At 39.3% G+C, this 15,085-nt stretch carries 8 protein-coding genes; 7 read left to right on the top strand and 1 reads right to left on the bottom strand.

All coding sequences use genetic code 11. The annotated features are described in order from the left end of the window. Window positions 1-17 precede the first annotated feature (17 nt). Window positions 18-908 (bottom strand): hypothetical protein, encoded by an 891-nt coding sequence (locus H6G57_RS19310; protein WP_190521434.1) that lies wholly within the window; start codon window positions 906-908, stop codon window positions 18-20. Between the two features lie 480 nt (window positions 909-1,388). On the opposite strand from H6G57_RS19310, the gene ctpB reads away from it, so the two are divergent. The 7 genes from ctpB (at window position 1,389) to H6G57_RS19275 (ending at window position 15,066) form a co-directional block, all read left to right on the top strand. Continuing rightward, the gene (gene ctpB / locus H6G57_RS19305; RefSeq protein ID WP_190521432.1) at window positions 1,389-2,687 is read left to right on the top strand and encodes a carboxyl-terminal processing protease CtpB; all 1,299 of its coding nucleotides are present in this window, start codon (window positions 1,389-1,391) and stop codon (window positions 2,685-2,687) included. 357 nt (window positions 2,688-3,044) lie between these two features. After that, window positions 3,045-3,275, top strand: coding sequence for a hypothetical protein (locus H6G57_RS19300; RefSeq protein WP_190521430.1), 231 nt, complete (start codon window positions 3,045-3,047; stop codon window positions 3,273-3,275). A gap of 2 nt (window positions 3,276-3,277) precedes the next feature. Beyond that, window positions 3,278-3,625: a type II toxin-antitoxin system PemK/MazF family toxin gene (locus tag H6G57_RS19295; protein WP_190521428.1), complete on the top strand. Its 348-nt coding sequence runs from the start codon at window positions 3,278-3,280 to the stop codon at window positions 3,623-3,625. Window positions 3,626-3,890: 265 nt separating this feature from the next. Beyond that, the gene (locus H6G57_RS29645; RefSeq protein WP_190521426.1) at window positions 3,891-6,662 is read left to right on the top strand and encodes a tetratricopeptide repeat protein; all 2,772 of its coding nucleotides are present in this window, start codon (window positions 3,891-3,893) and stop codon (window positions 6,660-6,662) included. Between the two features lie 141 nt (window positions 6,663-6,803). Beyond that, window positions 6,804-9,332 (top strand): tetratricopeptide repeat protein, encoded by a 2,529-nt coding sequence (locus H6G57_RS19285; RefSeq protein ID WP_190521424.1) that lies wholly within the window; start codon window positions 6,804-6,806, stop codon window positions 9,330-9,332. A gap of 209 nt (window positions 9,333-9,541) precedes the next feature. Next, complete coding sequence (locus H6G57_RS19280) at window positions 9,542-11,506, top strand: glycosyltransferase family 2 protein (protein WP_190521422.1); 1,965 nt, start codon at window positions 9,542-9,544, stop codon at window positions 11,504-11,506. A gap of 101 nt (window positions 11,507-11,607) precedes the next feature. Continuing rightward, window positions 11,608-15,066: a tetratricopeptide repeat protein gene (locus tag H6G57_RS19275; RefSeq protein WP_190521420.1), complete on the top strand. Its 3,459-nt coding sequence runs from the start codon at window positions 11,608-11,610 to the stop codon at window positions 15,064-15,066. Window positions 15,067-15,085: the final 19 nt, after the last annotated feature.

Here is a 15,085-nt window from a genome sequence, read left to right as displayed (position 1 = left end):
TTTCTATCCTCTATTTCCTATTTTCTATTTTCTATTTTCCCCTGTTCCTTATTCCGTTCTGAATTCTTCTTTTTTGTTTGCTGTTTTAGGAGTTCAGGAGGAATTATAAACTGTAATTCCCCATTCTCTTGAGTTTTGATTTCAACTTTTAACTTTATTAATTCTTGAATGGCTCGTTTGCGAACTAACTTATCTTCTGTCGCCCCATAAACCATCAACCAACTTTGAATTCGGATGAATTTATTATCAGGATCTTGAGTTAATTGTTCTGCAAATTCTCGTAGACGAGGCGCAAAAGCGTGATCCGGTGTATTCTCAGCCCATTTTGCTGCCATTTGATGAGAGTTCACCGAAGCTTGAGTATCTCCTAATAATAATAATTCATCAACGCCTTTTATTCGCCAAACTAACCAAGATCCGATATTTTTTTCCGGGGAAAGAGATTTCAGTCCCCGCTCTATCAACTTAACCGTTAAATCGGGTCGGGCTTGGTAAAAAGAAACCGATGTAGATAGGAAGTTATACATTTCTACCCACAGGGGATCATAGGTAACAATCACATCAAAATAATGATTTAACAGTTCATAATCTGTTTTTTCACGAGCGGGATCATCCCCAAAATATTGCAGAAAGCCTAAAAAAACCCAATCAGCTAGTAAGTTATTATAGCCTAGGGCGGGTAAGGTTTTCAGCAATTTTAACCGAGCTAATTCCTGTTGTTGGGCTTGCTGGGCTGCGGAAGTCGAAATTTGATCGGATGGTGTTGATTGAACACCAGAAATGTTTAAACCACCAGGAGCATAAAGTTGCAGTCCTACAATACTAGCTAACGCGATTCCGGCAACCGCAATCGGGACAAAGATGGATAAGTCCTTTGGGAAAGCCAACTTAGCTGGAAGATGAACCACAATTTTTTTCAGAATTGATCGCGCCTTTATAATTATATCATAAATAATTGACAAGAGTTTGATAAACTCTCGTTTAACACTGAATCAGGGTATGGGTCAGGGCGACTGAATTTTAGTTTAATCAGTAACGACAACCCTACCCGTTCAATGGTCAGTCAAGCTATAATTGGAACCGAAACAATTCAGTCAGGAAAATCCCCATACTGAAATGAAGGAGCAGTTAGAGGTTTTTGGGCTACAACAGTTCTGAAAAAGCTGAATTTTAGCAACCCAGAGGATTCGAGTCAGACCCGATTTGTCTTTCTCAATCCCCCTCAAATTGAGAAAATTTCCACAGGTAAACGGTAAAAGTCATTAATTTTAACAGTTTTTTCCTTTTACCTAAGCCATTGATCAGCAGATCACTTTAAAATCTAATCAAGGCTTTCATCCCTGGCTTAAACTGGAAGTCAAGGATCTCAAGCGATATAGGGAGACTCAATGAACCAGAACGTGAAACGCTTTTCCCCGTTCCGTCAAGCCCTGTTTACAGGGGCACTCGCTACCGTTACTGCTTTCATGATGCCCGCTTGGAGTAGCAGCGTCAATGCCACCCTCAAAGATAGCCCGAAAGCAGTATTGGACGAAGCTTGGCAGATTGTGAATCGAGAGTTTGTCGATGGCAGCTTTAACAAAGTCGATTGGCAAGCTCAACGGGAAGAACTTCTCAGTAAGAACTATACTTCCCGTGAAGCCGCTTATGCGGAACTCCGAAAAGCCTTGGAAAAGCTCAAAGATCCTTACACTCGCTTCATGGATCCCAAGCAGTACGAAGCATTAACCAATCAAACCGCCGGGGAACTGACGGGGGTGGGAATGCAACTGACTGTAGATGAAGAAACCCGCATGGTTACGGTTGTTGAGCCGATTAAAAATTCTCCAGCCATGAAAGCGGGAATTTTGCCAGGGGATAAGGTGCTGTCTATTGATGGAGTCTCCACTACAGGAATGACCGTTGAACAGGCGGCCAATAAAATTCGGGGGGCCATTGGTACCGATGTGAGTTTACGCATTGGACGCGAAGGCGGAAAAGAATTTGATTTAAAGCTGACCCGCGCCCGAATTGAACTGGAAACGGTTACCTATCGTCTGAATACCGAAGGCGATCGCAAAATTGGTTATATTCAACTGCGGGAATTTAATTCCCATGCAGCCGAACAAATGCAAGCCGCCCTTGAAGCCTTAAACAAAGAAAAAGTTCAAGGATTTGTCCTCGATTTACGCGGAAATCCAGGGGGGCTATTGCGTAGCAGTATTGAAATTGCTCGGATGTGGATGGATACTGGAGCAATTGTGAGTACCGTTGATCGCAATGGCAAAAATCAGGAAATTCGTAATAACCGCAGCGCCATCACCAATTTGCCCGTTGTTGTTTTAGTGGATGGAAATTCTGCCAGCGCCAGCGAAATTTTAGCAGGAGCGTTGAAAGATAATCAACGGGGCGTGGTTATGGGAACTCAAACCTTTGGTAAAGCCTTAGTACAGTCGGTGTTTTCCCTCTCCGATGGTTCAGGATTGGCGGTGACCATTGCCCATTACTATACGCCTAATGGCACGGATATTAGTCATAAAGGTGTCACCCCCGATATTAAAGTTGATATTTCTGATGATCAGAAAAAACAATTGGCTACTGATCCAAAATTAGTGGGGACAGCCCAAGATCCATTCTACGCCAAAGCGATTTCCATTCTTGTCGCAGGTTCAGGAAATCGCCCCCTGGCTATTAACGAGTCTAAGTAACAGTAATCCCTTTCACCCAGAAAGATATCCGCTTTTACTTTCACTATCGTCCGATGGGGACTTCGACAAAAATCGCCTTAAAAATAGCTTCAAACCGATAGAGAAAAGGGATTTCAGCTTGAATGGGTATTAACCCAATAGTGACAAGGGTTTGCTGCCTGTTTTTGCTGATCTACCTTTTTTCTATAGTTTTGAAGCATTTCCATCCCGAACAGAGTCAGAAAATGTCTAAGTCCCATTAGGACAAAATCTAAGCCTAGAAGAAACCCAATTTCCCTGCACTCCAACCCTTGTGCTAGGATATGAGTAGATTCTATAAATTGAGCAATCGTTTAAAATCCTTTGACCTCAACAGAGATGGCAATCACTAGCGAAGTTCTTAAGCAAGACATCGATAGTCTCACCGATGAGCAACTTCATGCTGTTGCTGACTTTATTGCCTTCCTAAAATTTCGAGATCGACGCCATCGTGTCGCCCTTGACCCGAATCAACTTGTTTCCCTGGCAATTGAGTTTGCCGAAGAAGACCGTAATCTTGCAGAAGCCGGAATGGATGATTATGTCGCAATGCTGACCCAGGAAGCGTGAGCATGACCAAACTGATTCAACGGGGAGAAGTTTGGTTAGCAAATCTCAATCCGACTCAAGGTTCTGAACAAGCTGGTATTCGTCCTGTCATCATCTTCCAAAATGATATTGTTTCTCAGTTCTCCACAACAATCCTTGCAATTCCCCTAACAACGAATCAACGCCGCGCCACATTACCAATTTGTATGGCGATTGCTCAAGGAGATGGCGGATTACTAGAGGATTCAGTAGCCCTATGTTTTCAAATGCGAGTGCTCGATAAAACTCGGCTAGTTCGGAAGTTAGGGCAGCTTAGTCCTGAAACAATTACCCAATTAAGCTGCTACGCATCTAAATCTGATATTTTGTAGGCTAGAGTCCTTGCAGCAAGGGTTTTGGGCAAAAAAATTAACTGCGTGACAGCTTAGAAGCAGTCGTTTTGATAACGTTAGGATACGATTTATAGAAATCTGCCCCGACTTCTAGCACCCAGGTTAAAGTTGAGAGGTTAAAATATGGGGGTATAGCTCATCAATGCCTATGGCATTCACCCTAAACCTTTACCCTAAATTAGAATACAATATAATAATTGTAGAAATTTCCTATCCCCATTTTTAAATACTTAGTAAAAAAACTGTGAATTCAAGCCTTGAAACCTTAATCCAGTCAGCAGAAACAGATGTAGATGCAGGAAATGTTCGGGAAGCTCACGCGACACTTTCGGAAATTTTCGCACTAGATCCTTATTGTGCTAAAGCTTATAAAATTTTAGGGGATTTGTATGAAGTTCAAAGCTTATTTACAGAAGCAATTTCTGCTTATCAAAAGGCACTTAAACTAGAGCCAAATTTTGTTGAAGCTTATGCTTATTTAGCTCAGGTTTATCGCAATACTGGGGAATTTGATCGCGCCTTATTCTGCTATAAAAAAGCTCTAAGTCTGCGTCCAGATTGGACTGAGTTATATTTTCAATTAGGTCAAGCTTATTCCTGGAGTGGGGATGTTTTAAAAGCAATTCGCTGCTATCAAAAAACCTTAGAACAAAACCCCCATCATGTTTATGCTTATTTTGCCTTAGCAATGGCTTACGGGGGATTAGGAGAAACGGAACGAGCCATTGCCCTTTATCAATATATTATTAAGTTACAGCCTGATTTAGCGAATGCCTATAATAATTTAGGATGTTTATTGTTTGCGAAAGATGACTTTTCGGGAGCGATAGAAGCTTGGAATAATGCCTTAAAATATAATAAAAAGGAAGAAGATAATTATTCAATTTATAATAATTTAGGTCAAGTCTTTGCTGCTCAAAATAAAATTACAGAATCCATTCAATCCTATTATAAATCTCTACAACTCAAGGATGATTTTCCTCTTATTTATAGTAATTTAGGTAAACTTTATCAACAACAAAACCAACATAAAACTGCATTTTATTTTTTTGCAAAAGTTATTGAATTAGATCCTGATAATCGATTTGCCTACACCGATTGTGGAGCTTCCTTACTGAAGTTAGGTCGGATTGATGCAGCTTTGCGGTATTTTCAAAACGTTATTTTACGAGAGCATCAATTTATAACAGGCTATTGTCAGAGAGTAAAAGAACATTCAAGTGATGATGAATTGTCCTTAGCCCAACAAGCTTGTGCTAATTTTCTCATCGCTTTAAAACAGTGGGATGGAGAAATCGGAAAAGATTCTACAACGATTTATAATTTTCTAATTCAAACCTATCTTAACCTCGGAAATGCGTTAGTAACCTATGGCAAGTTTGATCAAGCGGTCAGTTACTACCAAAAAGCGGCCCAAATTCAACCCCAATCTATTGAAATTTACCTAAAATTAGGCAATTGTTTATTTAAAAGTCAGCAACTTAACGCTGCATTAACCGTTTATCAAATTGCTCAAACGTTACTGAAATCGGGGTCAGAGGTTTCCCTTGTTCAGAAGCTTGAAGTTGATTTGCAATTAGGAAGAATTCTGGAAAAACAGGAAGATTGGGACGCGGCGGCGAACTACTACAACACCGTTTTACAGATACAACAACAGCAGAATTTTCAATCTTTACTTTCCAACTCTCCTTTAACATTAAGGTTACTGCAAGACTGGGCAAGAACTGAAGTAATAGATCGACCCCAAGGGGTTTGTAATTCAACTTTGATCTGGTTAAAAAACCATAATTTACAAGATAGCCATTATTATTCCCTATTAAGATTATTAGCTTCTGAGGGAAAAAATAGCCCAGGTTTAGAGAATGGGGAGAAAAATCCCGGTAAAATTCCGACAGAATGCGGGGGTTTAGACTGTCAACCCTGTCTCAAGGGTGTCTTTCAATCTTTCCCCTGGAAAAATTTGGGACATGGAATTCAAAAGTGTGGAATATCAGAGAGTAACATAGCTTCAACCTCTTTGTTTGTGGCGATCATTCCCAATGGACGAGCTTGGATTGTTCCTCAAGAAAATTATTGGATGGTTTGCAAAGCGATCGCCATTATCACACCCGATAACCAATTATTAGCAGATGTTTCACGGGAATATCCAGCCCCGCTTCCCGGTTGTCCCAGTTATGATCCGATGCAGCATCAAGTGTTTCAAACCGAACAGTTACCGCCCCTACAGCAAATTGAGGGACGAGTCGCCGTGTTGTCGGGGTTGTCGGGAAATGTCTATTTTCATTGGATGGTAGATATTTTGCCACGGGTGGAATTGTTGCGTCAAAGTGGAATTGATTTCAACACAATTGATTGGTTTTTAGTGAATAGTCAACAAGCCAGTTTTCAACGAGAAACCTTAACTCGTTTGGGAATTCCAGCGTTTAAAATCTTAGAAAGTGATCAATTTCCCCATATCCAAGCCCAACAGCTAATTGTTCCCTCATATCCTGGATATATGGGATGGTTACAACCTTGGGCTATTGATACCTTGCGGCGTTGGTTTTTACCGAGGGGTGACAAGGGGGGTGTCAATTATCCTGAACGCATTTATATTAGTCGAGGAGATGCCCGCTATCGTCGGGTTTTGAACGAAAACGAAGTGATTGAATTATTGCATCCCTGGGGGTTCGTTGTGGTGCAACTGGAGTCCCTTTCCTTTTCCCAACAAGTGGCTCTGTTTGCTCAAGCTAAAGTGATTATGGGCGCCCATGGAAGTGGTTTAACTAATATTATGTTTTGTCAACCGGGAACCCAAGTCATTGAGTGGGTGTCTCCCCACTATAATCGCCATTATTATTGGGTGATTAGTCAATATTTGGGGTTAGAACATTATTCTTTAACGGGAGAGGGCTTTTCTTGCTATCCCCTGCGGGAGTTAATGTATCAAAATTCCTTGACGGAGGATATTTGGGTCAATCTCGTTTCTTTAAAACGGTTATTAGAAATGTTATTTGTACAAAGAAAACAGGTTTAGGGATGGGGGACAAGGAGTAGAGTACAGCTATCACTCTCAAAATTTAACAGTCGAATCTCAAAAACCTGATATTAAGAACCCAAAACCCAGTAAAATTAGCTTTGGGAAGATCCCGATTGAGTGTCTGAACTGAAACCAACTATGTTACCTAACGAAATTCGCGCCCGCAGTGTACAGTTTCTCCATCAACAAGCAGAAATCTATTTTAATCAAGGACAATTCGAGGATGGGCTCAAGGCTTGCAACCAGTTGTTGCAGATTCAGTCTGATTATGCACCCGGTTGTAAACTCATGGCGGATATCTTACTCCGACAAGGAAAACTGCAAGAGGCGCAGCAATGGTATACCCGGACGTTGCAAGTTCAGCCTAATTGGGCCGAAGTTCACGCTAATCTGGGCAGTCTGTACGCCAAAGCGCAACAATGGCAACAGGCAATTGCGTGTTATGAGAAAGCTGTCACCTTAAAACCAGATTTTGCAGGTGCTTATCGAAATTTAGCCAGAGTTTGGACACAACTCAACGAACCGAAAAAATCAGCACAAGCCCTATATCAAGCCTTGACCTTAGAACCCAATCAAGCAACGGCAGAAGAATATTTTAACCTCGGCCATCAGTTAGGGCAGCACGGTGATGTCAAAGCCGCAGAAGCTTGTTATCGGACAGCGATTCAACTCAATCCTAATTTAACCGCAGCCCATCAAAGTTTGGGAACCCTGCTCCAAGGGCAAGGTAAAGCTCAGGAAGCCACACAAATCTACCGCCAAGCTATTCAGTTAAATACTCCTCAAGCTCCCTCAGATACCTTGGCTGCTGCCACAGCCAGAACAACCGTGACAGTCGCTTCACCTCAAGATACCTTAGCCGGAGCGATGCAACAACCCATAGGGAAAAATGGGACAACACCTGTCGGGAATCATCCCAGTAATCCTCAAACCTATTTGAAACAAGCTCAAGCTTATTGTGCCTTAAAAGAATGGGATCAAGCGATCGCAGCTTGTCAAAAAGCGTTACGATTAAAACCCAATTTAGCGGAAGCGTATAAAATTCAAGGCAATGCCCTGCAAATTTTAGGGGAAATGTCGGCGGCGGTTCGCTGTTATTCAAAAGCCTTAGAAATTCAACCCCAATATCCTGAAGTTTATGCGAATTTAGGCAGTTTATATGCTCAAGAAGAACGGTTAGAAAAAGCAGCTTCTTATTATCAACAAGCGGTTAATTTAAAACCCGATTTTGCTGGGGTTTATCGCAATTTTGCTAAGGTTTTAACCCAGATGGGACAGTTAGAACAAGCCTCACAATGCTTGGAAAAAGCCTACAGTTTAGAACCAGAAAAAGCCACACCCGAAGAACATTTTAATTTGGGAAATACCCGCTTTAAACAAGGTCGATTAGACGAAGCGCTCGCCGCTTATCAACAAGCCTTGAAATTAAATCCTCAGTTAGCGGGAGCCTATTATCAGTTAGGTCAATTATATTCTACAAAAGCAGAACTAGATGCAGCGATTCAGGCTTACCAACGAGCCTTAGAATTAGAACCATCCCGCTTAGAATTTTATTATGGGTTTGCGGATTTCTTCAGCCGTCAAGAATGTTGGGATGACGCCATCAGAGTTTATAACCAAATTTTAGGATTAGATGCTAATCAAGCCGTTGCTTATTATAAAGTCGGGGAGATTTTTAATCGTCAGTGGCGGTTAGAGGAAGCCGTTAACCTGTATCAGAAATCCATTGCTTTGAATCCTAAATTAGTGTCTTCTTATTATGGATTAGGAAAAGTTTTAGTTAAACAGGAAAATTGGCAAGATGCTGTTCAAGTGTTGCGCCAAGGAATACAAATGAATCCCAGTGGAGATGCAGAAGCTTATAAAGGTTTCGGAGATGCACTTGCCAAAATTGGGGAACGAGAAGAGGCAATTAAAGCTTATCAAAAATCTGCCGAACTTGATAGTAATAATGCCGAAGTTTATCAAAAATTAGGGGATTTACTGCGAGATCAGGAACGATTTGAAGAAGCCATTATTGCTTATAATCGTTCCATTGAAATTAATCCGAATGTGTTTTGGACACAAAACAATTTAGCCGATATTTTCTTTAAACAAGAACGGTGGGAAGAAGCAATTGCAGCTTATCAAAAGGCGATCGCTTTAGATTCTAGCTATTCGTGGTCATACAATAGTTTAGCCGATGCCTTAGTTAAATTAGAACGCTGCGAAGAGGCAATTCCTGCTTATGAACAAGCCATTAAACTCAATCCTCAGTTTCCTTGGTCTTACTATAATTTAGGGGAAGTTTTAACTCAATTAGAACAGTGGGAAGAAGCAGTTGTAGCTTATCGAGGCGCAATCAAAGTTCAGTCTGATTTACCCAATATTCAGGAAAAACTTGCGGATGCTTTAAGAAATCGAGCTAAATTAGATTTACAGGAATCCTTGGGATATTATTATCAAGTCATTCAAGAAAACCCTGATCATGTTGCTGCTTATCATAAAGCCATTGAGATTAAACCCGATGATCCTCAATTGTATATTCAATTAGCAAATACCTTAGTCAATCATGATCATTTGGATGGGGCTATTGTCTTCTATCAAATGGCATTGCAATTAGACCCAGAGCATCCCGAAGTGATGGAGAAATTAGAGGGAATTGTCGAAAAAAAAAAGCTAGGTTAAATCCTTACTTTTCTTCCTCTCAAACTCAATCTGAATATGAACAACTCTATCAGGCGTGGTTGAAATATAATTCAATTCGTAGTGAGGCGTTCACGCCTTATAGCCCTTCAGGGCTTACTACAAGTAGTGAGGCGTTCACGCCTCATAGCCATAGCCCTGAAGGGCTTACTACGAAAGATTTCAAATATCAACCCCTGATTAGTATTATCATGCCTGTTTATAATACCCCGGAAATATTTCTACGGGAAGCCATTCAATCGGTATTAGATCAGGTTTATTCTAATTGGGAATTGTGTATTGCAGATGACGCTTCGACGGCTTCCCATGTCAAACCGATATTAGAAGAATATCAACAGCAAGATAGCAGAATTAAAGTCATTTTTAGAACTGAAAATGGTCATATTTCAGCAACTTCTAATTCAGCTTTAACGTTAGCAACGGGAGAATTTATCGGGTTATTAGATCATGATGATGTTTTAACGCCTGATGCGTTGTATGAAGTGGTGAGTTTATTAAATCAGCATCCGGTCGCAGATATGATTTATTCCGACGAGGATAAACTGAATGAAAAAGGAGCATTAACAGGACATTTCTTTAAACCCGATTGGTGTCCTGATTCCTTTTTATCTCGGATGTATACCTGTCATTTCGGAGTTTATCGCCGGGAAATTATTAATCAAATTGGAGGATTTAGAACCGGATATGAAGGTAGTCAAGATTATGATTTAGTCCTGCGATTTACTGAAAAAACAGATAAAATTTTCCATATTCCTAAAATCCTCTATCACTGGCGTATTCATAGCAATTCTGCCGCCGGAGGAACTGAGGCAAAACCCTATGCTTATGAAGCGGCTAAACGGGCATTAAAAGATGCAATTGACCGCAGAGGAGAACCGGGAATTGTTAAAGATGTTCCGATTTATTTAGGACATTATCAAATCCGCTATAAAATTTTAGATTACAAGCGGGTGAGTATTATTATTCCCACTAAAGATTTAGGAAAAATCTTAAATTGCTGTTTGGAATCTATTTTTACTCTCAGCATTTATCCTGATTATGAAGTGATTGTCATTGATAATGGCAGTACAGAAGCAGAAACTCAGGAGATTTTAGAAAAATGGCAAGAAAAAGAACCCATTCGGTTTAGATATTATACCTTAGATATTCCTTTCAATTTCTCAAAAATTAATAACGATGCTGTCAGCAAAGCCACGGGGGATTATTTGCTATTCTTAAATAATGATACCGAAGTCATTCATCCTGATTGGATTGATGCGATGGTAGAACAAGCCCAACGGCCTGCTATTGGTGCAGTGGGTGCGTTATTGCGGTATCCTGATAAAGTTGTTCAACACGCTGGCGTTGTGGTGGGAATGGGTCATTTTGCCGCCCATAGTCACCAGATGGCATCGGAAACAGACCCCGGATATTATAGTCAAATTATTTCTATTAGTAATTATTCGGCGGTGACAGCGGCTTGTTTGATGTGTCGGCGAGAAATATTTGAACAAGTGGGAGGGTTTGATGAACAGATAGCGGTGGCTTATAATGATGTTGATTTCTGCTTAAAAATCCTTGAACAAGGCTATCGCAATATTTATTTACCTCATGTTGTTTTATATCATTATGAATCCAAGAGTCGAGGTTATGACACAACACCGGATAAGTTACAGCGATTTATGCAGGAAGTGACAGCTATGCGTCAAAGATGGCAACGTTATGTTGATCACGATCCCTGTTATAATCCTAATTTAACGTTGTCCGCATCGGATTATAGTTTAAGGCGATTTGCCCAGGTAGAAATTGCCAACGTTTTAATAGAATTTGATCATGAACAATTACAGGATTGTGAAATTGATCAACCCGAAATTTCCACCTATTATGGAGTTAGTCAAATTTGCTTTAAAGGTTGGGTAATCGGACAACAAGAGAAAATAACTGCTGTTCAAATCAGGGGGAATCACGGTCAAGTAATTAAAGAAATTCCGGCTAACTTTCCCCGTCCTGATGTTCTTTTACTGCATCCTAAAAATCCTGATTATGAATTTTGTGGATTTTGTGAAACCATTGAACTCAGAACTTTATCTGAACAAACGGAATTGTTATTCCAAGCTATTCTAAACGATGGAACTTATGCTAAATTTGGGCAAGTGAAGCTAAAAATCAATCCTTAAATGTAGGGTGCGTAAGCGAAAGCGCACGCACCAAAACAGATTTGACAGATCATCTAATAAATTAGTTAATTCACATTAGGAATATTCAGGAAATATCAACAATGTTATCTAAATCTAGCAACTTCAAAACAGCTACCAATTTACTAGAAGAAGCTAATCAACTGAAACAATCAGGTCAGTTACAAGCTGCCATTATTGCTTATCGTCAAGCGGGACAATTAAACCCTAAATTTCATTGGATTTATCATAATTTAGGGGAAGCGTTAGCAGAAAATAATCAACTATTAGAAGCAATACAGGCGTTTCAACGTGCTATTGAATTAAATCCTGATTCACCTTGGTCACAATACCAATTAGCAGAAATTTTATTAAAATTGGGTAATTTACCCCAGGCAATTAATGCGTTAAATTGTGCAATTACTCTTAATCCTAATGTAACTGAATTTTATAATAGTTTAGGGAAAGCATTATTTAAACAAGCTGAATTAGATCAAGCCATTAGTTACTATCAAAAAGCTCTTGAACTTAACTCAGAAGATGCGATCGCTTATCAATATTTAGGAGAAGCCTTAGCTCAACGAGGTCAACTGGATGAAGCCATAGATTCTTGTCGAAAAGCGATTGATCTGAATCCAAATTTAGGAGACGCTTATGAAATATTAGGTAAAGCATTAGTTAAAAAAGGTTTGTTTGATCAAGCCTTAAGCATATTATTAGAAGCTCTAGAATTTAATCCTAAGTCGCCAGAAACATATCATGCGCTAGGTGATGTTTATGTTTATTTTAAACAGTGGCATCAAGCCATTGAAGCTTATTCCCAAGCAATTCAACTGAAACCCAATACAGCAATATTTTATCACGGTTTAGGGAATGTTTTTGCTCAACTCAATCAATGGGAAGAGGCAGTTTCTGCTTATTCTCAAGCAATTGTATTAAATCCTGAATCAGCCGAGTGTCATCAGAATTTTGCTGAAGTTTTAGCTAAATTAGAACGATGGGACGCTGCGATCGCTTCCTATTCTAAAGCTCTAGAATTAAATCCTAATTTAACAGATATTTACTCTCGATTAGCAGATGCTTTAAAAAACCGAGGAACCCCAGGTGATTTACAAAAAGCAAATCAATATTATCAAAAAACTATTGAATTAAATGGCGATGATATTGATGCTTATCAAACCTTGTTAAAATATCAGCCGGATAACTTAGATCTATGTTGGAAATACGCTAATTTATTATGGAGTAAAAATCAGCGTGAACAAGCACTAATTTATTATAAAAAAGTCAAAGATGGTGCACCCCAAGACTTTGAAATGTTGGTCAAGTTAGGGGAAGCATTTGTCAGGATGAGTGAGTTTGAGGATGCGATCGCTATTTACAATAAAGCTTTAGAAATTAACCCCAATTCGTCCGATGTTTACCATCGTTTAGGAGAACCTTTAGAAAAAACAGGTCAATTGGAAGCAGCAGTTAAAACCTATGAAAAAGCGATTGAATTAAACCCTAACTTTTTTGGTTCCTATCACAATTTAGGGGATATTCAACAACGCCAAAAGAAATTTGAACAAGCGATTTCAGCTTACAAAAAAGCAATTGAATTAAATTCTGGTTTTCACTGGTCTTATCATAATTTAGCTGATACTTTAGAGAAACAAGGTAATGCAGAAGAAGCGATCGCAACTTACCGCAAATGCTTAGAAATTAACCCCCATTTTGGTTGGTCACACTGTAACTTAGCAACCGCTTTAGCTAAACAAGGTAAAATAGAAGATGCTCTACATCATTATCGACGTGCATCCGAACTTGATCCCGCATTAGGAATTGATTTCAATGGTTTAAAAACAGCACTTTTAGATCAAATTCTAGTTGAAGATTATATGTATAAACTCTGGCGAGACAAGAATTTTCCCAGAGCATCCGATTTAATAAAAATGGCAGAAACAATAGAATTATTCCGGTATAAACCCGTATTTAGCGTGATTATGCCTGTTTATAATACCCCAGAAGAATTTCTCCGAGAAGCCATAGAATCTGTGATCAATCAAATTTATCCCTACTGGGAATTTTGTATTGCTGATGATGCTTCTCCCTCTCCCCATGTTAAGGAAGTTTTAGAAGAATATCAAGCTAAAGATTCTCGAATTAAAGTTATTTATAGAACAAAAAATGGCCACATTTCTGCATCCTCTAACTCCGCCTTAGAATTGGCAACCGGAGAATTTATTACGTTACTGGATCATGATGATTTAATTACTCCCGATGGGTTATATGAAGTTGCTTTATTATTAAATCGAAATCCTGATTTAGATATGATTTATTCCGATGAAGATAAAATTAGTCCCAATGGTAACTTAATTAATCCTTACTTCAAACCAGAATGGTGCCCTGAATCCTTTTTGTCTCGGATGTATACTTGCCATTTAGGAACTTACCGACGTTCTATTATAGAAGAAATTGGAGGTTTCAGAATCGGATATGAAGGTGCTCAAGATTATGATTTAGTCTTGAGATTTACAGAAAAAACTCAAAAAATTGCTCATATTCCCAAAGTCTTATATCACTGGCGAATGCACTCGGGTTCAACAGCAGGGGGAACTGAAGCCAAACCCTATGCTTATGAAGCGTCAGAAAAAGCGATTCAAGATGCTGTAGATAGACGGAGAGAAACAGGAATAGTAACAGGGGTTCCAGGGTTTTTAGGACATCATTTAGTCCGGTATAAAATTATGGATTATAAAAAGGTTAGCATCATTATTCCGACGCGAGATTTAGGAGAAGTATTAGACCGATGTTTGCAGTCTATTTTTACTCAAACAATCTATCCTAACTATGAGGTGATTGTTATTGATAATGGCAGTGTTCAAGATTATACATTTAAAGTGTTTTCTAAGTGGAATTCTCAGGAACCTTCACGGTTTAAATGTTATCGTTTGGATATTCCCTTTAACTTCTCCACAATTAATAATTATGGAGTCAGTCAAGCAACAGGAGATTACCTGTTATTCTTAAATAACGATACCGAAGTGATTCATCCTGACTGGATGAATGCGATGGTAGAACAAGTTCAACGTCCTCAAATTGGTGCGGTAGGAGTGTTATTGTTATTTCCTGATAATACGATTCAACACGCTGGAGTTGTGATGGGTTTAGGTGGGGTTGCAGGTCATGGATATTATGCCATGTCTTCTGATATCCCCGGATATTTTGGTAATGTTGTTGGGTTTAATAATGTTTCTGCGGTTACAGGTGCTTGTTTGATGTGTCGGCGAGAAGTATTTGAACAAATAGGGGGTTTTGATGAACAGTTGACGGTGGCTTATAATGATGTAGACTTATGTTTAAAAATGTTAGATCAAGGCTATCGGAATTTATACTTACCTCATGTTAAACTTTATCATCATGAATCCAAAAGTCGGGGTTATGAAGATACACCGGAAAAGAAAGAACGCCTAAACCGAGAATCAAAAATCATTGAAGGACGTTGGCAAAAGTATATTGATAATGATCCGTGTTATAGTCCTCACTTGACAAGAATATGTCAGAACTTTAGTATTAAAGTCTAAATCGTAAATTCCCAATTCT

This window comes from Planktothrix sp. FACHB-1365 (genome assembly GCF_014697575.1).
GTDB lineage: Bacteria > Cyanobacteriota > Cyanobacteriia > Cyanobacteriales > Microcoleaceae > Planktothrix.
Note: the sequence above shows the minus strand (reverse complement) of the source record. Positions and strands in the feature narration are given on the sequence as shown.

What these genes read in the sequence shown, in the direction of transcription:
- ctpB (WP_190521432.1), top strand. Translation starts at nt 1,389, where the DNA reads ATGAACCAGAACGTGAAACGCTTTTCCCCGTTCCGTCAAGCCCTGTTT.
- H6G57_RS19300 (WP_190521430.1), top strand. Translation starts at nt 3,045, where the DNA reads ATGGCAATCACTAGCGAAGTTCTTAAGCAAGACATCGATAGTCTCACC.
- H6G57_RS19295 (WP_190521428.1), top strand. Translation starts at nt 3,278, where the DNA reads ATGACCAAACTGATTCAACGGGGAGAAGTTTGGTTAGCAAATCTCAAT.
- H6G57_RS19285 (WP_190521424.1), top strand. Translation starts at nt 6,804, where the DNA reads ATGTTACCTAACGAAATTCGCGCCCGCAGTGTACAGTTTCTCCATCAA.
- H6G57_RS19280 (WP_190521422.1), top strand. Translation starts at nt 9,542, where the DNA reads ATGCCTGTTTATAATACCCCGGAAATATTTCTACGGGAAGCCATTCAA.
- H6G57_RS19275 (WP_190521420.1), top strand. Translation starts at nt 11,608, where the DNA reads ATGTTATCTAAATCTAGCAACTTCAAAACAGCTACCAATTTACTAGAA.